The 16,960-nt window shown below is 64.1% G+C and carries 19 protein-coding genes; 8 read left to right on the forward strand and 11 right to left on the reverse strand.

Annotation, left to right across the window (positions count from 1 at the left end):
• Nucleotides 1-19: 19 nt before the first annotated feature.
• Nucleotides 20-925: a 5-dehydro-4-deoxyglucarate dehydratase gene (kdgD, locus tag H0A72_RS15965; protein WP_180157106.1), complete on the reverse strand. Its 906-nt coding sequence runs from the start codon at nucleotides 923-925 to the stop codon at nucleotides 20-22.
• A gap of 127 nt (nucleotides 926-1,052) precedes the next feature.
• Nucleotides 1,053-1,796, reverse strand: coding sequence for a FadR/GntR family transcriptional regulator (locus tag H0A72_RS15970; protein WP_180157107.1), 744 nt, complete (start codon nucleotides 1,794-1,796; stop codon nucleotides 1,053-1,055).
• Between the two features lie 90 nt (nucleotides 1,797-1,886).
• On the opposite strand from H0A72_RS15970, the gene hpaR reads away from it, so the two are divergent.
• From hpaR to H0A72_RS16005, 7 genes are all read left to right on the forward strand, one after another.
• The gene (gene hpaR / locus H0A72_RS15975; protein ID WP_180157108.1) at nucleotides 1,887-2,333 is read left to right on the forward strand and encodes a homoprotocatechuate degradation operon regulator HpaR; all 447 of its coding nucleotides are present in this window, start codon (nucleotides 1,887-1,889) and stop codon (nucleotides 2,331-2,333) included.
• 77 nt (nucleotides 2,334-2,410) lie between these two features.
• Nucleotides 2,411-2,824 carry a 5-carboxymethyl-2-hydroxymuconate Delta-isomerase gene (locus H0A72_RS15980; RefSeq protein WP_180157110.1) on the forward strand — a complete coding sequence of 138 codons (414 nt, stop codon included), beginning with the start codon at nucleotides 2,411-2,413 and terminating at the stop codon, nucleotides 2,822-2,824.
• Complete coding sequence (locus H0A72_RS15985; protein WP_180157119.1) at nucleotides 2,817-3,473, forward strand: fumarylacetoacetate hydrolase family protein; 657 nt, start codon at nucleotides 2,817-2,819, stop codon at nucleotides 3,471-3,473. The genes H0A72_RS15980 and H0A72_RS15985 overlap by 8 nt, the downstream gene beginning before the upstream one ends.
• Nucleotides 3,474-3,504: 31 nt before the next feature.
• Nucleotides 3,505-4,254 (forward strand): fumarylacetoacetate hydrolase family protein, encoded by a 750-nt coding sequence (locus tag H0A72_RS15990; RefSeq protein ID WP_180157124.1) that lies wholly within the window; start codon nucleotides 3,505-3,507, stop codon nucleotides 4,252-4,254.
• A gap of 41 nt (nucleotides 4,255-4,295) precedes the next feature.
• Complete coding sequence (hpaH, locus tag H0A72_RS15995; protein ID WP_180157125.1) at nucleotides 4,296-5,099, forward strand: 2-oxo-hept-4-ene-1,7-dioate hydratase; 804 nt, start codon at nucleotides 4,296-4,298, stop codon at nucleotides 5,097-5,099.
• Between the two features lie 6 nt (nucleotides 5,100-5,105).
• Nucleotides 5,106-5,909 carry a 4-hydroxy-2-oxoheptanedioate aldolase gene (gene hpaI / locus H0A72_RS16000; RefSeq protein WP_180157126.1) on the forward strand — a complete coding sequence of 268 codons (804 nt, stop codon included), beginning with the start codon at nucleotides 5,106-5,108 and terminating at the stop codon, nucleotides 5,907-5,909.
• Nucleotides 5,910-5,993: 84 nt separating this feature from the next.
• Nucleotides 5,994-6,695 carry a cyclic nucleotide-binding domain-containing protein gene (locus H0A72_RS16005; protein WP_180157127.1) on the forward strand — a complete coding sequence of 234 codons (702 nt, stop codon included), beginning with the start codon at nucleotides 5,994-5,996 and terminating at the stop codon, nucleotides 6,693-6,695.
• A gap of 10 nt (nucleotides 6,696-6,705) precedes the next feature.
• On the opposite strand, the gene hpaE is transcribed toward H0A72_RS16005, so the two are convergent.
• The 9 genes from hpaE to H0A72_RS16050 all read right to left on the reverse strand — a co-directional run bounded on the left by hpaE (nucleotide 6,706) and on the right by H0A72_RS16050 (nucleotide 16,356).
• Entirely contained in the window at nucleotides 6,706-8,169 is a 1,464-nt protein-coding gene (gene hpaE / locus H0A72_RS16010; protein ID WP_343060193.1) for a 5-carboxymethyl-2-hydroxymuconate semialdehyde dehydrogenase, read from the reverse strand.
• Between the two features lie 59 nt (nucleotides 8,170-8,228).
• Nucleotides 8,229-8,612, reverse strand: a complete 384-nt coding sequence (locus tag H0A72_RS16015; RefSeq protein ID WP_180157129.1) for a RidA family protein — start codon at nucleotides 8,610-8,612, stop codon at nucleotides 8,229-8,231.
• Between the two features lie 53 nt (nucleotides 8,613-8,665).
• Entirely contained in the window at nucleotides 8,666-9,061 is a 396-nt protein-coding gene (locus tag H0A72_RS16020) for a RidA family protein (RefSeq protein ID WP_180157130.1), read from the reverse strand.
• 23 nt (nucleotides 9,062-9,084) lie between these two features.
• Nucleotides 9,085-10,092 (reverse strand): 3,4-dihydroxyphenylacetate 2,3-dioxygenase, encoded by a 1,008-nt coding sequence (gene hpaD, locus H0A72_RS16025; protein ID WP_180157131.1) that lies wholly within the window; start codon nucleotides 10,090-10,092, stop codon nucleotides 9,085-9,087.
• Between the two features lie 98 nt (nucleotides 10,093-10,190).
• Nucleotides 10,191-11,579: an amidase family protein gene (locus H0A72_RS16030; protein WP_180157132.1), complete on the reverse strand. Its 1,389-nt coding sequence runs from the start codon at nucleotides 11,577-11,579 to the stop codon at nucleotides 10,191-10,193.
• A 44-nt stretch (nucleotides 11,580-11,623) separates the two neighbouring features.
• A complete protein-coding gene (locus H0A72_RS16035; protein ID WP_180157133.1) occupies nucleotides 11,624-12,343 on the reverse strand; it encodes an ABC transporter ATP-binding protein in 720 nt (239 codons plus the stop codon).
• Complete coding sequence (locus H0A72_RS16040; protein ID WP_180157134.1) at nucleotides 12,340-14,094, reverse strand: branched-chain amino acid ABC transporter ATP-binding protein/permease; 1,755 nt, start codon at nucleotides 14,092-14,094, stop codon at nucleotides 12,340-12,342. Before H0A72_RS16040 ends, H0A72_RS16035 begins: the two co-directional genes overlap by 4 nt.
• 37 nt (nucleotides 14,095-14,131) lie before the next feature.
• Complete coding sequence (locus H0A72_RS16045; RefSeq protein WP_180157135.1) at nucleotides 14,132-15,169, reverse strand: branched-chain amino acid ABC transporter permease; 1,038 nt, start codon at nucleotides 15,167-15,169, stop codon at nucleotides 14,132-14,134.
• Between the two features lie 2 nt (nucleotides 15,170-15,171).
• The gene (locus H0A72_RS16050) at nucleotides 15,172-16,356 is read right to left on the reverse strand and encodes an ABC transporter substrate-binding protein (RefSeq protein WP_180157136.1); all 1,185 of its coding nucleotides are present in this window, start codon (nucleotides 16,354-16,356) and stop codon (nucleotides 15,172-15,174) included.
• Nucleotides 16,357-16,463: 107 nt separating this feature from the next.
• Between H0A72_RS16050 and H0A72_RS22235 the strand changes: the two genes are divergently transcribed.
• Nucleotides 16,464-16,922 carry a GlcG/HbpS family heme-binding protein gene (locus H0A72_RS22235; protein WP_246436965.1) on the forward strand — a complete coding sequence of 153 codons (459 nt, stop codon included), beginning with the start codon at nucleotides 16,464-16,466 and terminating at the stop codon, nucleotides 16,920-16,922.
• Nucleotides 16,923-16,960 lie beyond the last annotated feature (38 nt).

Consider the following 16,960-nt stretch of genomic DNA (forward strand, 5'->3'; position numbering starts at 1 on the left):
GGGCTTCAGCATTGGAACCTTAGCCGCCGGCGCTGTCCATGAGGGCACGGAGCATTTCTTTTTCTTCCGCGTCGAGATTGGTGAGGGGCGGACGGACGGGGCCGGGCGTGCGGCCGATCAGTTCGACGCCCGCCTTGATGATCGACACGGCATAGCCCGGCTGCCGATCGCGGATCTCGACGAACGGGAAGAAGAAACGGTCCAGTATCCGCGCCATGGCGGCCTCATCGTTCGCGCGCAAGGCTTTATAGAACCGCAACGCCATTTCCGGCATGAAGTTGAACACGGCGGACGAGTATGTCGTCAAGCCGATGCCGTTGAAGCCCTGGGCATAGAGCTCGTGGGTGGGCATGCCGCCGATGTAGCAAAGGCGATCCCCGAGCTTGGCGGTGATGTGGCGCACGAGGTCCGTCTTGCCTGTGCCGTCCTTGAAGCCGATCAGATTGGGACAGGCGTCGGCCAGGCGCCCGATCGTGTCGGCCGTGGCCACGGAGTTCGCGCGGTTGTACAGGATCACGCCCAGCCCGGTCGAATCGCAAACCGCCTTGACATGCTGATAAATGCCTTCCTGAGGCACGTTCATCAGGTAATGCGGCAGCAAGAGCAGGCCGTCCGCCCCGGCGGCTCCGGCGCGCTGGGCGATATCCTTCGCCAGGGCCGTCCCATAGCCGCAGCCCGCGATGATGGGCACCGGGCCCGACGCTTCTTTGGCCGTGCGGGTCACGTCGGCGATTTCTTGCGGGGTGAGGGAAAACATTTCGCCCGTGCCTCCCGCAGCGAACAGGGCCGCCGCGTCAAAGCCCGAGAGCCAATTCACGTGCGAACCATAGCTGTCCAGATTGAGGCTGAGATCGTCATTGAAATGCGTTACCGGAAATGAAAGCAGCCCGGCGGAAATGCGTACCTTGAGTTCCTGCGGAGACATTGAGAACCACCCCATGAAGTTATAATACCACTTGTTGGTAAGTCATAATATAACTTTCAAAAAGGCATCAGTCAATCGTCCGCGCGGTTTCATTCGCGCAGTCAGGCACACCCGGAATGCAGGAACTTTAGCGGCGCTCGGCGGCGGCGATGGCGCGCGTCATTGCCCGATAGCGCTGCAGGCCGATCTGCAAGTGCATGCGCATCGCTTCACGGGCGCCGTGGGCATCGCCCGCGGAGATGGCTGCGGCGATGGCGGCGTGTTCCGCGAGAATCGTGTCGTCACGGCTGGGCAGATCGATGCCGCCCGTGACGGCGCGAAACCTGACGCGTGGAATCATGCGGCGGCCGATGTGCTCGAGGAAAGTCTTGAATCTTGCGTTATTGGTGGCCGCGGCGATCGCCATGTGGAAGCAGAAATCCGCCTCGTCGGTGGGTTGGTTCTCTTTGGCGAGCTGCGCGTAGCGATCGAGCTGGGCCTGGATTTCCGCTTCCTGGGCGGGAGAACGGCGCTGCGCGGCCAGCCCGGCGGCTTCCACTTCCACCCCTATGCGCAGTTCCAGTTCCTCGATGATGTCCGATATTTTGTCGGTGGCATGCGTCAGCAGCATCAGCAGTTCGGGCTGCTCCGGCGGAGCGAGCACGAACACGCCCGCCCCTTGGCGCGACTCCAGCAGGCCGTCGGCCCTCAACGCGGCAACGGCCTCGCGGATGACGGTCCGGCTATGGCCGAACTGTTGCACCAGTGTCGATTCCGTGGGCAATTTATCGCCCGGCGCATACCTGCCGCCTTGTATCTGCGAACGCAGCTCGTCAGCGACCTGGGCGGACAATGCCTTTTTCTTTGTGGCATGCTTTGCCGTCGTGGACATGACAGCCTCCTGTAACAACAACCATAGTTCGCAGTCATCGTACCATTCGCCTGCCTGTATTCCGCCTCCCGACTTTAGTACCATACCCCTATGAACGCCCCCCCCACCCGTCACCGCAACCTTCCCCACCTGCTGCTGCATGCGCGGGAGGTTTTAATGTCGTATTTCCGCCCCATTCTGCAAGAAGCCGGGGTGAGCGAACAACAGTGGCGGGTGCTCCGCACGCTCAGCGAGGAAGGGCCGATGGAGCCGAATCAAATCGCGACCCGTTGCCATATTCTGCGCCCCAGCCTGGCGCGCATGCTGGCCGGCATGGAGCAGGCGGGCCTCATCGCCAGGTCGCGTTCTCTATATGACCAAAGGCGCCAGGAAATCGGCCTGACCGAAAAAAGCCGGCTTTTGATCGCCCGCTTGCGCGCGCAAGTAGACATCCAATACCGCGAATTGGAGCAAAAGCTGGGCAAAGAACGCCTGGACAACCTCTATCGCGACATCGACACCGCCCTGACTTTACTGGCGCCAAAAAATCCGGAATAAGTTGCCATCGTGCTGGTTGCCGCGGCCGTTCTTCTCCTATATCATTAACACTGCTAACCATATCGGAGGAGGCCGCCATGCCGCACATCTGGGTCGAGTATTCGGCCAATTTATCGGACGCCTTGAACGTGCCGCGCCTATTGCAGACGGTGCAGGACGCCGTCATCGACGACGGTTCCATTTTCCCGTTCGCCGGCGCGCGCACGCGGGCCGTGCCGGTGGAAAACTACCTCATCGTCGACGGTCATCCTGACAATGGATTCGTGCACGTGCTCGTCAAGATCGGCCCGGGCCGGTCGGACGCCGAAAAGTCCGCCCTGGGGGAACGGGTGTTCGGCGCGCTGGGCGACTACCTGGACCCATTGATGGCCCAGCGGCCGCTGGGCATTTCCTTGCAGATCGAGGAAGCCCATCCGCAGTTCAACTACAAGCTCAACAATTATCGCGACTACCTGAAAGCGCGGGCCGGCCAAAGGAGCGACGATGCTTGAGCTCCCGGATGGAATCCAGCCCCGCACGGTGGTCGGCGTCCTGCTGAATTACCGCCAGGCATACGAGGCGTTGGCCGGAGCCATGTCGGAAGCTCCGTACAAGGCGCCGCCGGTGGCGCCGGTGCTGTATATCAAGCCCGCCAACACGTATGCGGCCGACGGGCAAGCCATCACGCTGCCTTCGGACGTTGCCGAGGTGGAAGTCGGCGCCTGCCTGGGCGTCGTCATCGGCCGGCGCGCCACCCGCGTAGCGCGCGCGTCCGCCATGGACTATGTGTCCGGCTACCGCGTCGTGGCGGATTTATCCGTGCCGCATACGAACTACTATCGCCCCGCCCTGAAGCAGCGATGCCGCGACGGGTTCTGCCCCATGTCCGCCATCGCGCCGGCCGGCCGGGTCCATGACCCCGACCGGCTGGACATCACCGTAAGCATCGACGGGACAACCGTCCTGCAAGCCAATACCGGCGATCTCATCCGCCCTGTCGCCTCATTGATCGAAGACGTCACCGCCTTCATGACCCTGGAGGCCGGCGATCTGTTATTGGTCGGCGTGCCCGCCAGGTCCCCGCACGCCCGCGCGGGCCAGCAGTACGAGATCGCCATCCCGGGAGTCGGAACGCTGACGAACCGGCTGCTCTTCCCATGAAGCCCTCCTTCCAAGCCGGTGCACGCTCATTATGAAACACGCTCGCATTCTCCATAACGGCGCGGTTTGCCACGCCACCCAGGCCGCAGACGGACGCCTTCAGCTATCGGACGGCACGCTGCTGGAAGAACACGAGGCCGTATGGCTGCCGCCGGTCGAACCGCGCACGACGTTCACCCTGGCCATCAACTATGCCGACCACGCAAAGGAACTGGCCTTCCGGCCGCCGCCCGAGCCTCTCGGCTTCCTGAAAGCCGCCAACACTTTCGTGGGCCATCGCGGCATCACTTTCCGGCCGGACGACGTCGCCTTCATGCACTACGAGTGCGAATTGGCCGTGGTGATAGGAAAGACGGGGCGCAACATACCGCGCGAACAGGCCTATGACCATGTTGCCGGCTATACGGTCGCAAACGACTACGCCCTGCGGGACTATCTGGAAAACTGGTACCGGCCCAACCTCCGGGTCAAGAGCCGGGACACCTGCACCCCCCTCGGCCCCTGGCTGGTGGACCGCGACGACATACCCGACCCCATGAATCTCGACCTGCGGACGACGGTCAACGGCGTGCAGACGCAAAGCGGCAATACCCGCGACATGGTCTTCGATATTGCGGCGCTGATCGAATATTTCAGCGGCTTCATGACGCTGTCGCCCGGGGATGTGATTCTTACCGGCACGCCCGACGGCGTGGTCAACGTACAGGTCGGCGACGAAGTCGTGACCGAGATTGCGGGCGTTGGCAGGCTGGTCAATACGATTGCCGCCCTGCCCCGCTGAACCGGCCCACCCATCTACTTATTTTGCCCTGATTCCCATCCATGCTAGATGATCTCACCCTACAGGCCATTGCAGAGAAGCTGCACGAGGCCGAGCGCGGCCGCAAGCAAATCCGCCAAGTTTCCCTGGACCACCCCGGCATGGACATCCATGACGCCTACGCCATACAGCAACGCTGGCTGGATATAAAGCTTGCGGAAGGCCGGGTCGTCAAAGGACACAAGATCGGCCTGACATCGCGGGCGATGCAGCAATCGTCGCAGATCGACGAACCCGATTACGGGACCCTGCTCGACGACATGTTCTATGCGGACGGCGCCGAAATCCCGCTGAACCGGTTCATCGTGCCGCGCGTGGAAGTGGAACTGGCGTTCATCCTGGGCAAGCCATTGCAAGGTCCCGGCATCACGCTTTTCGACGTCTACGATGCCGTGGACTACGTCATTCCCGCCCTGGAAATCATCGACGCCAGGTCGCACCAGATCGATCCGGAAACCAGGCGGCCGCGCCTGGTCTACGACACGATTTCCGACAACGCGGCCAATGCCGGCGTCGTCCTGGGCGGCCGCCCCATGAGCATGAAGGAACTGGACTTGCGCTGGGTCGGCGCCATCATGCTGCGCAACGCCGTGGTCGAAGAAACCGGCGTTGCGGCGGGAGTCTTGAACCACCCCGCCAACGGCGTCGTCTGGCTGGCCAATAAGCTGGCCGCCTACAACGTAACGCTGCAAGCAGGGGAAACCATACTGTCCGGCTCGTTCACCCGACCGGTCGCGGCGCGGGCCAACGATACGTTTTGCGTCGATTACGGCCCCCTGGGCTCGGTCAATTGCCACTTCAAGTGATGCATCATGGATCTACTCACCAACACTTTCAAGCGCGCCCTGGCGGCGAAACAGCCGCAGATCGGACTGTGGGTCGGGCTGGCCAACGGATATAGCGCGGAGATCTGCGCAGGCGCCGGGTTCGACTGGCTGCTGATCGACATGGAGCATGCGCCGAACACCCTGCAATCCGCATTGGCCCAGCTGCAGGCGGTGGCGCCCTATCCGGTGTCGCCGGTCGTCCGTCCCGCATGGAACGACGCCGTGCAAATCAAGCAAATCCTCGACGCGGGCGCGCAGAACCTGCTGGTGCCCATGGTGCAGTCGGCGGAAGAAGCCGCCGCGGCGGTCGCCGCCGTGCGCTATCCGCCCGCGGGAATACGGGGCGTGGGCAGCGCGATCGCCCGCTCTTCGCGGTGGAACCGCATCCCCGACTACCTGATCCGCGCGAACCAGGAAATGTGCGTCCTGGTCCAGATCGAGACCCCGCAAGGGCTGGCGGCGCTGGACGGCATCCTGGAAGTCGAAGGCGTGGACGGCGTATTCATCGGCCCCGCCGACCTGTCGGCGAGCATGGGGCATCTGGGCAATCCGGGCCATCCGGAGGTGGCGCAGGCCATCGAGTCCGCCATCGCGCGCATCGTGCGCTCGGGCAAGGCCGCGGGGATCCTGCAGGCGAACAAGGACCTGGCCCGGCAGTATCTGCAATGGGGCGCCACCTTCGTGGCGGTCGGCGTGGACGCCACCCTGCTGGCGCGGGCCACCGAAGCGCTGGCGCAGTCCTTCAAGGAAACCGAGGCCCCTGCGGCGACCGGAACCGGCCCTTACTGACCGGGCCGGCCGGGCGGCGCCGTCCGCGGGCCCATGGGCGACGGGCCTTATAATCCTGCGGTTAGACACCAAGCGAAGAAAACCGTGGCAACACCTCCCAAAGGCCCGCACAAGCTGGCCGCCAGCGAAACATGGCTACCACAGGGCGAGGAATCGGCGTACTTGAAGTCGCTGACGCATCTGGGCGCCATGGTCGAGCTCTCGGCCGGGGCGAGCCTGTTCGACCAGGGGCAGGTCTCGGATTCGTTCTACGTGGTCCTGGCCGGCAAAATGCATGTATCGATGCTGAGCGAAGAAGGCCACGAATCCATCCTGAACATCATGGGGCCCGGCAGCATCATCGGGGAAGCCGCGGCGTTCTTGAACCAGCCGCGCATATCGTCGGCAAGAGCCATCGGGCATGCGCAGCTGCTGCGCTTTCGGGTCAGTCAGGTGCGGGAACTGGTTTCCCATGACCCCACCCTGGCCCTGGCCCTGCTTTATCTGATCAGCATCAAGCAGCGGCAGATGGTGGAGCGGCTACGCCAGGCCATTTTCGATCCGCCGGAAGAGCGGATCACCCAGTTCCTGGACCAGCTGCGGGAAACGCACCAGGACCCGGCCGAACCCGACAGGGCCATCACAGTCGACCTCACCCACGAGCAGATCGGCAACCTGACGGGCCTGTCCCGCGTCACGGTGACGCGCGTGCTGAACAAGCTGAAACGGAACGGCGTGCTGGACTTCAGCGGCAAGCGGATCGTCTTGCTGAGGCCCTTGTCCGACGAGCCGCCCCGCCAGCCTTGAAACGCTGACGTCAGGCGCAGCCCCAGCGCGGGATGGGATGGCTGCCCATGGACACGCATATGTTCTTGATCTCGCAGAATGTCTCCAGGCTGGCGTCCCCGCCTTCGCGCCCGACGCCCGAGTCCTTGATGCCGCCGAAAGGCTGGCGCAAATCACGCACGTTCTGGCTGTTCACGAACACCATGCCCGCTTCGATGCCCGCGGCAAGGCGATGGGCTTTGCCTATGTCCTGCGTCCATATGTACGAAGCCAGACCGTATGTGCTGTCGTTGGCCAAGGCCAGGCCGGCGTCTTCGTCGTCGAAGGGAATCAGGCACACCACCGGGCCGAAGATTTCTTCCTGGGCGACCCGCATGCGGTTATCCACATTCGTGAGGACGGTGGGCTGGACGAAATTTCCCTTGGCCACGCGCCCCGGCAAGCCGGCGGGCACGCCCCCGCCCGCCGCGACCGTCGCGCCTTCGCGGCGGCCGATCTCGATGTAGCCCGTCACTTTTTCCCAGTGCTGGCGCGTGATCATGGAGCCGACGTTGGTGGCGGGATCGCGCGGATCGCCCACGATCAGGCGCGCGGCCCTTGCGGCGAACTCCTGGGCGAAACGGTCATAAATGGTTCGCTGCACGAAAATCCTGGAGCCGGCCGTACAGCGTTCGCCGTTGATGGAAAAAATGGTGAACAGCGCCGCATCCAGGGCGCGGTCCATATCGGCGTCGTCGAAAACCAGCACCGGCGATTTCCCGCCCAGCTCCATCGACAGACGCTTGATGCCCGCGCGCTCGGTGATGCGCCGCCCCGTCACGGTGCCGCCGGTGAAGGAGATGGTCCTGACGTCCGGATGCCGCACCAGGGCGTCGCCCGCCTCCGAACCGTATCCGTGCACGATGTTGAGCACGCCGGCCGGGACACCGGCCTCCAGCGCCAGCCGGCCAAGCCGGTCAGCCGTCATGGGGGACAGCTCCGACATCTTCAGGACGGCCGTATTGCCCAGGGCCAGGCAGGGCGCGACCTTCCACGTCGCCGTCATCAGCGGCACGTTCCATGGCGAGATCAGCCCGCATACCCCCACCGGCTGGAGCAAGGTGTAATTGAGCATGCTCCTGTCGACCGGAAAAGTCTGCCCGTTCAGGCGCGTCGCGACCTCGGAAAAGAAATAGAAATTCTCGCTGGCGCGCGGAATCAGCTGATGCCGCGTCTGGTGTATGGGCAGGCCCGTGTCGTCGGTTTCCAGCTCGGCCAGCTCGGGCACGTGGCGGTCGATGAGATCGCCCAGATTGCGCATGATGCGCGCCCGCTCTTTGGCGGGCAGGCCCGCCCATTTCGGGAAGGCGGCCTTGGCCGCCTCGACGGCGAGGCCGATCTCTTTCTCGCCGCCCATGGCAACTTCCGCCAGCACTTCGCCGGTCGCGGGGTTCAGGTTTTCAATAACAGCAGGGCTTTCAACGGTCTTGCCATTGATCAAGTGCAGAATCATCACGAATCTCTCGGGCTATCGGTATAACGGCGTAACAAGCAAAGACATTGCGGCGCAGTGGGTCAGGAAGCGCGCACGGCAAGCGCATCGATTTCTATCTTCAGCCCGGGCTTTCCCAGGTGTGAAATGCCGACGGTCGTGCGGCTGGGCGGGTCATGCGGGAAGAACTCGCGGAACACTTCGTTCATGGCGCCGAATTCGCCTGTCATGTCGGTCATGTATATCGTCATCTTCAAGACCTTGCCCGGCCCGGAACCGGCCTCGGCCAATAAGGCGCATACATTCCGCAGCGCCTGGCGGGTCTGTTCGCCGATGTCCGGCGCAAAGTCGCGGGTGCCGGGCCGGAAACCGACCTGCCCCGAGACGAAGACCAGGTCCTGCCAGACCGTCGCGGGCGCATAAGGCAGGGACGGGCTGTCGCCCATCCCGACAAGAAGCTTATCCATGGTTTTATCTCTAGCGTTGCGTGGGCGGCGGCCGCCGCCCGGATGTCGGGCCGTCAGCCGCCGGACCCGACCATTGCGACCACTTCGATCTCGACTTTCAGGCCGGGCCGGGCCAAGTGGGCCACGCCCACGGTGGAGCGCGCGGGCGGGCTGTCCGGAAAGACCGATTTGAAGACCTCGTTCATGGCCGAAAAATCCGCCGCCATGTCCGTCATGAACACGGTGGCCTTCACCACGTCCGCCATCGACGCGCCGGCCGCCTTGAGCACGGCTTCGATGTTCTCGAAAGCCAGGCGGGTCTGTTCCCTGGCGTCGCTGGAAAACTCGCGCGTGACGGGGTCCGACCCCGTATGGCCGGAGACAAACAACAAGCGGTCCACCAAAATGGCGGGCGAGTAGGGGCGATGGGGCAAGAGGCCGGTGGCCGGCACGATGACTTCACGCTTCATGCGGGAAACTCCTGAAACAGGTCTCAATCGACGTAATTGGGTATGGCGCGGGAAAGCGGCGCGGCGGTCGGCATCGGCTCGCCGGTTTCGAGCGACATGACGGCCATCGACTCTTCGAACCAGCGGCGCGGAGGCGGCGACCCCCAAAGGCTTTGGCGGCGGGGATCGTCCAGCTCCCAGCGCTTGGGAACCTGGTCGCGGTCCACCGTCAGGTAGTCCCCGGTGTAAAGCTCGAAGCGGTTGCCATCCGGATCGCGCACGTACACGAACAATGCGTTCGAGATGCCATGGCGCGCCGGGCCGCGCTCGATGTTGTCGGCATAGCCGGCCGCGGCCAGGGCGTCGCAGGCGCGTATGATGCCCATGGGCTCCAGGACGGAGAAACCGGCATGGTGCACGGTGGGACCCTTGCCGGTCATCACGGCGATGTCGTGGATGGTGGCCTTGCGATACAGCCAACCCCCGTAGACCTTGTCTTCGGGCGGCGCGGACTGCGTGTATTCCGAGCAATAGAAGCCCAGTTCCCGGGTATACCAATCGAACCCCTTCTGCGCGTCGGGGACCAGCACATTGAGATGGTCCAGCCGCGTCGGGCAGCCATGGCGATGCAGGTGGTATTGCTGCAGCATCCAGGGCGCCTGGTCCATCGATGCGTAGTACTCCACCTGGAACCCCAGGGGATCCTGCACGCGCAATGCACGGCCCTGGCCGCGCTCCTCGCCGGGCGCAAGCCACCGGATCGGGCAGCCCAGGTCGTTGAACTTCCGGGCCAGGCGATCCAGGTCCTCCTCGCAGGAAACGCGGAAGCTGAAATGCCCCACGCCCGGCGCCGCCGACCGCGTAAGCACGACACTATGGTGCTCGCGGTCTTCGATGGCGCGCAGATAGACGTGATCGTCGTCGCGCTCCGTTTCGAACAGGCCGATCACGTCGACGTAAAAATCGCGGGCCCGCGCCAAGTCCGTGACGAGATACTCGATATGGCCTAAGCGCAGGATGTTGAAGTCGGGTTTCCCCACGTTGTATTCCATCTTCTTGCTCCTCATTTCCGCATGAGCGGGTCTGTATTGGTGTCCATTCTGACCTCGGCGAACCTTGCCGTCTGTATCGTTGGATACATGCAAGGCGGTCAGTCCAAGTCTGCAACGCGTATCGGCAGCTCTGCCTGCAGCAAGCCGGCCAGTGCCAGCAAGCGGTCCTCGCAATATTTGGGCGCGACGAACTGCACGCCCACGGGCAGGCCGCCATGCCCGTCGGGCCATACCGGAAAAGACAGCGCGGGCGCCTGGGCGGCGTTGAAGGCCGGCGTATAGGGATTCCACGTCATCCAGTCATCGCCGGGCCATCCCGCCGGCGTATTGCGCCCCGCCTCGAACGCGCAGATGGGCAGCGTCGGCAGCATCAGCACGTCCACCTGGTCGAACAAAGCGCAAAGCTGATTGGCATGCATGTCGCGCTGCTGGCAGAGCAGCAAATACTCCGGCAGCGTCATCGCCGCGGCGTCTTGCGAAAACGCCAGGAGGCCGGGATCCAGCTGCGCGTGCAGCGACGGATCCACATTGCGCACCGCGGCCGCGCAGCCGACGCGATAAAAGCCCGCTGCGGCGGCCGACGCAGCGGCCACGTCGTAGTCCACCTCCCGCGGGCTCAGCCCCGCTTGCGCCAGCACCGCCAGCATCCGCGCCATGCCTTTCTTCACCGCGGGAACGCTGTCGTCCCACCGTTTCGATGCGAGCAGGCCGATGCGCAGGGATGCCGGCGGCCGGGTCGAATCGCCCGCCACCGCGGGAACCGGAAGGCTGGACGTCCAGTCGGCAGCGGACGGACCGCAGACTACACCATAGACCTCTTTCAGGTCGTGGATGTCGGAGGCGATGGGGCCGGTATGCACGACATTGGAAAAGGCTGAAGGCAGCGGAGCCACCGGCACGCGCCCGAATGTGGGCTTGAGCCCGAGCATGCCGGTAAACGCCGCTGGAATGCGTATGGATCCGCCCGCGTCGCTGCCCAGCGACACGCGCACGATGCCGGCCGCAACCGCGGCGGAACACCCGCCGCTGCTGCCGCCGGGCGTCAGCGAAAGATCCCAGGGGTTGCGCGTGATGCCGAAGCCGGGGCTGTCCGTCACGCCTTTCCAGTTGAATTCGGGCGCCCGCGTCTTTCCCAGCAGGACGGCGCCCGCGTCTTCCAGGCGCTGCACGAACGGCGTGCTTTGCTCGGCCGGCTGCGGGCTGCTGACGAGAGAACCCCGGCGCGTCGGCCAGCCCCTTACGGCGGCGAACTCCTTCACGGCCAGGGGCATGCCGTCCAGCGGGCCCGCGGGCCGGCCGCAATGCCATCGCTGCTCCGAGGCGCGCGCCGCCGCCAGCGCGGCATCCCGGTCGATCAATGCAAAGGCGTTCAAGCGGGGGTTTACCCTTTCGGCATGGTCCAATGCCGAGCGCGCCACGTCGACCGGCGACAGCTCTTTGCGCCGATAGCGCTCACGCAAACTCTGAAAACTGGCTTGATGCAACATCGATTGACTCCGTGATTTGGGCCTGCGCGCAAGCATATGAAAATCTAGCCTTGAACGCCCAGGTAGCTGCGCAACAGCTCCGGGTCCTCGGCAAGCTGGGCCCCTTCGCCGGACTTCACGATGCGGCCCAGTTCGATCAGGTATCCGAGGTCGGCATTCTTGAGGGCGATGCGGGCGTTCTGCTCCACCAGGACGATGGTCAAGCCCTCGGTCCGGCGCAGATCGACGATGACGTCCATGATCTGCTGGACGATCAAGGGAGCGAGGCCGATGGACGGCTCGTCCAGCAGCAGTATCCGCGGCCGGGCGATCAAGGCCCGCCCGATGGCGACCATTTGCTGCTCGCCGCCGGACAGCGTGCCGGCCAGCTGCTTGCGCCGCTCCTTCAGCACCGGAAACAGCTTGTAGATGCGTTCCAGCTCCTGGGCGAAATCGGTATCGTGCCTTTTGGAATAGGCGCCCAGCAACAGGTTGTCTTCGACCTTCATGGATCCGAATAACGAGCGCTTCTCGGGCACCAGGAACATGCCGCGCCGCACTCTGTCTTCCACCGGCGCGCGGCCCATGTCCTCGCCGTTCAAGGTGACGGCGCCCGACTTGGCCGGCAGCGCGCCGATCAAGGCCTTGAGCAAGGTGGTCTTCCCGGCGCCGTTGGCCCCGATGAGCGTCACGAGCTTGCCTTGCGGCACGTCGAAGCTGACGCCGTCTATCGCGTTGACCTGCCCATACGCCACGACCAGGTCTTTTACTTGAAGCGCATTCATGCATCGCCCCCAAGATAAGCGGCGATCACCGCCGGATTTTTCTGAACTTCGTTCCGGTTGCCTTCGGCAAGCAAAGCGCCATAGTTCAGTACGAAGAGATAGTCCACGCAGCGCATCACCAGGTCCATGTCGTGTTCGACGAGGAGAACGGCCATGCCGCGCTCGTCCCTCAGCGTGCGCATCAGCGCCGCCAGGGTTTCCTTTTCGGGCCCGCGCAGTCCCGCCGCCGGCTCGTCCAGAAGCAATACGTCGGGATTCGCCATCAATGCCCGCGCCACCTCCACCAGGCGCTGGCTGCCCAAAGGCAGGCTCTCCACGGAGCGCAGCGCGACGTCCGCCAAGCCGACCTTGGCGAGCGCGGCCTGGGCCTGGGCGGCCAGGGCCGATTCCTCCTCGTGGTCCAGGCCCAGGGCGGCGGCGAAAAGCCCCGCGCGGCCCTGCGAATACCCGCCTATCATGACGTTCTGCAGGACGGTCAGGCCGGGCACCAGCTGCACGTGCTGGAAGGTGCGGGCCACGCCCCGCATGATGACGTCGCAAGAACGCTTGGGCAACGGTTCGCCGTCCAGGGTGATGCGGCCTTCCGTCGCGGGAAGCACCGAGGTCATGACATTGAACAGCGTGGACTTGCCTGCGCCGTTCGGGCCTATCAAGCCGGTGATTCTTGCGGATGGGACCTCTATCGACACGCCGTTCAAGGCTCGCAGCCCGCCGAATCTCTTGCCCACCTCGTCGGCCCGGAGAACGCGCTTGGGCGCGCCGGCGCCCGGCACGAAGGGAGCGGGCGCCGGCGGTTCGCGGTAGTCGGCGGCGCTGAGCCACTGCGGCTTGAACCAGGTGAGCAAGCCATTGGGCCAGCGCAGCAAGGCAATGATCAGAATGGCGCCGAACAGCATGGTTTCCATTTGGCCCGGAATGCCCAGCAGGTTCGCGAAGACATACTCGGCGCCCAGCTTGATGGCGGTGAACGCGAGCACGCCGAGTATCGCCCCCAAGGGGTGAACGAAGCCGCCCAGCACGACCATGATCAGCAGGTTGAACGATTCGCCGATCGCAAACGAGCTCGGGCTGACGAAGCGCATGTAATAGGTGTAGAGCCCGCCCGCCAAGGCCGCCAGCGCAGCCGACAGCACGAAAATCTTGACCTTGACGGCCGCCACGTCGACCCCGAATGCCGCGGCCATCATGGGGCTGGCCTTGATCGCACGCGCGCTGCGGCCCAGGCGCCCGCGATAAATGCGGCAGAGGGCGACGAACACCAGCCCGACGGCCACCCAGACCAGCGCGGACATTTCCCGCGTCCCCATGTCGAGGCCGAAAATGCTGAGCGCCGGAATATCGGACATACCGGACGCGCCGCCGGTAAGCTCGATGGCCGCGACGAAGCAGACGTAGATCACGATGCCCCAGGCCAGCGTCGCCAATGGCAGATAGTGCCCCCTCAGGCGCAGGGTGATCCGGCCGATCACGTAAGCCATGGCCATGCAGGCGACGACGCCCAAGAGCATGGCGAGCAGGGGCGCAAAGCCGTGGTCACGCGCGAGAATGGCCGGGACATAGGCGCCCACGCCGAAGAAGGCCGCATGCCCCAGGGACAGCTGGCCCGCCGCGAGCAAGAAGGCCAGCCCCATGCATAGCAGCGCATTGATGCCCGCGAGAGCCAGGAGGCCGACATAATACGTCGGCAGCACGACGATCAACGCGGCCACCGCGGCGACGACGGCGGCAAAGCTGAATTTTTCTAGTTTCATTTGAATCATTACCGGAAAGCTGAGAAGCGCGGCCTTTTCAATGTTCTTCGTCGAGATCGGCGCCTGCGCGGCTATTGCGCCACATCATGATGGGTATGACCAACGCAAACACGATCGCATCGCGATAAGAGCTGCTCATGAACGAAGCGAACGACTCCAGCGTTCCCACGATGAATACGCCCAGAACGGTCAGGGGGTAGTCGAGCAGGCCGCCGGTGGCGGCGCCGACGAAGCCCTTCAGGCCGATGACGAAACCCATTTCATAGTGCGCCGTGACCAGGGGTGCAAGCAGCATCCCGCTGGCGCCGGAGAGCGCCGCGGCAAGAAAGAAGCTCAGGCGGCCGGCCATGATCACGGGAATGCCGCAGTACTGCGCGCCCTCGCGGTTGAGCGATGCGGCGCGCAATGCCTTGCCCGTCAAGGTCATGTGGAAGAACAGATAAAGAGCCAGGGCCGCGACGAGCGAGAAGGCCATGATGAACAGGGACTGGGCGGCGATATCCATTCCCCCGAGTTCGAAGCCGGCGTCGCTGATGGGGGCCACCGCGCGCGGATCGGCGCCCCAAAGCAGCAGCGCGAGCGGGTGCATGATCATGGAAACGCCCACGCTGATGATGACGAGCACCACCGTGGAGTTGCCCGGCTTGGGCTCCACCGTCAGGCGATAGACGATAGGCCCGACCGACGCGACCAGCGCCAGGGCCGCGGCCATCTGCAGCCCCGTCCACCGCGTTTGCCAGGCCGCGTACGTCAACAGGGCGAGCAGGCATCCCGCCGCCCCATAGGCCACCACGGGACGCAGGGGATTCCGCCGCAAGCGCAGCGACTGCATCACGTCGAGCGCCATGCAGACGGCGCCGCCGCCCGCAACCACGTAGATCAACGGCGCCAATGTTCCTTCGAGAAAGCTGGCGAACGTGAGCGCGCCGAAGGTCACGTACTCGCCCTGGGCGATGTTGACGACGCGCGTCGTCGTAAAGACCAGAACGAGGCTCAGACCGACCAGGGAATAGACGGCCCCGTTGGTCAGGCCGTCCACGAGAAGGAACAGGCTAGTGCGAAGGTCCAGATCCATCCTCAGTCACCCAGCAACTCGAATTTTCCGTTTTTCACCTGGACCAGGAAGGTGCTGCGGCTGTCCAGTCCCAAGTGATCTTCGGGGCTGTAAGAGAAAATGCCGTTGGCGCCGTGGTATTCCTTGATGCCTTCGACCGCGTCGCGTATGGCCAGACGGGTTTGCGCCAGGTCTCCGATCTTTCCGTCCTGCGCCACTTTCTTGAACGCCATCATGGCCACGTTCACGGTATCGTAGGCCTGGGCGGCAAACAGGTCCGTTTTGCCCTCGCCATACTCGGCCTCGTACATCTGCACGAATTTTTCTATCGTCGGGCGCAGCGGGTGATCGGCCGGCAGCTGCTTGTGCACCGTCAGCGCCGCGGTACCCACGATGGCGCCTTCCACCGCGTTCTTGCCTACGGCCAGGAAAGCGGGCGTCGGCGAACCGGCTCCATGAAGGACCGGCCCCTTGTACCCCACGCGGCGCAGCGCAGCGGTTGCCAAGGCGGACGACGGCGGTATGGCGTGGAAGTACACCGCATCCGGCTTGGCCTGCGCCACGCGCAAGGACTGCGGCGTAAAGTTCGTGTCGCCACGCGCAAAGCGCTCGGCCACGATGATCTCCAGGCCCTTCCGCTTGGCGATCTGGCTGAACTCCACCCAGCCGCCTTCACCGTAGGAATCCTCCAGGCCCATGAAGGCCACCTTCTTGTAGCCCTGCTTGACCATGTAGTCGATCGTGTAGTTCACCATCAGCCTGTCGGTCAGGGGCGTCTTGAACGTGAACTTGTGCTCGTGCGCGGGCTCGATGACCGACGCGGCGGCGGCCAGCGACAGATTGGGCGTCTTCTCCGCTTCGATGACGGTGTTCACGGCCAGCGACGCCGGCGTCGTCGTGCAGCAGACCACCAAGTGCGCCTTGTCCTCCTGGATCAGCTTGCGCACGGTATTGACGGCGCGGGCGGGATCGGAGCCGTCGTCGTATTTCATGAAGGTCACGCGGAACGGCAAGCTCTTGTCCTGCTCTATTTTTTTCTGCATCAAATCCATGGTGGACACGGCGCCCGCGGCAATCGCGGACGCGCCGCCGGTGACCGAGTTGACGATCCCAAGGCGCAGCTCGGGGCGGTTATCGGCGAACGCGGATTGCGCGAGGATTAGGCCAGTCAAGGCGAGGCCAACAAAAGGGGTCTTGAATCTGCTCATCGATTGCTCCTGAAAGATCACCGGTATAGGTGGCCGCAAGCACGATTGCCCCGACGGCCACCCGGTTTATGGAATGGCTGTAGTCTGGCATCGCTCGCCAGGAGACGATGTATCCGGTGATACAAACAAGCGATCGCAGGACTAGGGCTAACCCCTACAGAACCGTGCTTTTGCAGGTTCTTGGTGGACCTGGGGATGCTTCGAAAGTCGAGGCTGTCGAAGCGCTCGGCCTGCCCCGTCCTCAAGCGTCACAAAAATCAACCCTGCCGGATTCCCGGGCCGCTGGCGATAACTCCGGCCCGCACACGGTGAGCAGCGCGGAGGGCAAAGCCTTCACCTCGGCAGCCATGGGACGCGACACCGCGGGACTGGCTGATTTCATCGCCAGCAAGCCGGCCAATGACGGCATGCGCGATATGGACTCGCGCATGATCATTCAGGCGGGTGGCCTGCCCATCAAATTCGACCAGGCATTAGTGGCTGGCATTGGCGTTGGTGGCGCACCCTCGGGCGATATCGACGCCGGTTGCGCAGCTGCGGGCCTCAAGGCCATCGGCGCGCAGTAAGTCATCTGTTTTCAAGGGCGAGGGCCATCTGCGTGGAA

It is taken from the genome of Parapusillimonas granuli (assembly GCF_013416525.1).
GTDB classification, from domain to species: Bacteria; Pseudomonadota; Gammaproteobacteria; order Burkholderiales; family Burkholderiaceae_B; genus Parapusillimonas; species Parapusillimonas granuli.

Bases quoted from the DNA above. Each gene is read 5' to 3' on its own strand.
- kdgD (WP_180157106.1), bottom strand. From the start codon at position 925: ATGTCTCCGCAGGAACTCAAGGTACGCATTTCCGCCGGGCTGCTTTCA.
- H0A72_RS15970 (WP_180157107.1), bottom strand. From the start codon at position 1,796: ATGTCCACGACGGCAAAGCATGCCACAAAGAAAAAGGCATTGTCCGCC.
- hpaR (WP_180157108.1), top strand. From the start codon at position 1,887: ATGAACGCCCCCCCCACCCGTCACCGCAACCTTCCCCACCTGCTGCTG.
- H0A72_RS15980 (WP_180157110.1), top strand. From the start codon at position 2,411: ATGCCGCACATCTGGGTCGAGTATTCGGCCAATTTATCGGACGCCTTG.
- H0A72_RS15985 (WP_180157119.1), top strand. From the start codon at position 2,817: ATGCTTGAGCTCCCGGATGGAATCCAGCCCCGCACGGTGGTCGGCGTC.
- H0A72_RS15990 (WP_180157124.1), top strand. From the start codon at position 3,505: ATGAAACACGCTCGCATTCTCCATAACGGCGCGGTTTGCCACGCCACC.
- hpaH (WP_180157125.1), top strand. From the start codon at position 4,296: ATGCTAGATGATCTCACCCTACAGGCCATTGCAGAGAAGCTGCACGAG.
- hpaI (WP_180157126.1), top strand. From the start codon at position 5,106: ATGGATCTACTCACCAACACTTTCAAGCGCGCCCTGGCGGCGAAACAG.
- H0A72_RS16015 (WP_180157129.1), bottom strand. From the start codon at position 8,612: ATGGATAAGCTTCTTGTCGGGATGGGCGACAGCCCGTCCCTGCCTTAT.
- H0A72_RS16020 (WP_180157130.1), bottom strand. From the start codon at position 9,061: ATGAAGCGTGAAGTCATCGTGCCGGCCACCGGCCTCTTGCCCCATCGC.
- hpaD (WP_180157131.1), bottom strand. From the start codon at position 10,092: ATGGAATACAACGTGGGGAAACCCGACTTCAACATCCTGCGCTTAGGC.
- H0A72_RS16030 (WP_180157132.1), bottom strand. From the start codon at position 11,579: ATGTTGCATCAAGCCAGTTTTCAGAGTTTGCGTGAGCGCTATCGGCGC.
- H0A72_RS16035 (WP_180157133.1), bottom strand. From the start codon at position 12,343: ATGAATGCGCTTCAAGTAAAAGACCTGGTCGTGGCGTATGGGCAGGTC.
- H0A72_RS16040 (WP_180157134.1), bottom strand. From the start codon at position 14,094: ATGAAACTAGAAAAATTCAGCTTTGCCGCCGTCGTCGCCGCGGTGGCC.
- H0A72_RS16045 (WP_180157135.1), bottom strand. From the start codon at position 15,169: ATGGATCTGGACCTTCGCACTAGCCTGTTCCTTCTCGTGGACGGCCTG.
- H0A72_RS16050 (WP_180157136.1), bottom strand. From the start codon at position 16,356: ATGAGCAGATTCAAGACCCCTTTTGTTGGCCTCGCCTTGACTGGCCTA.
- H0A72_RS22235 (WP_246436965.1), top strand. From the start codon at position 16,464: ATGTATCCGGTGATACAAACAAGCGATCGCAGGACTAGGGCTAACCCC.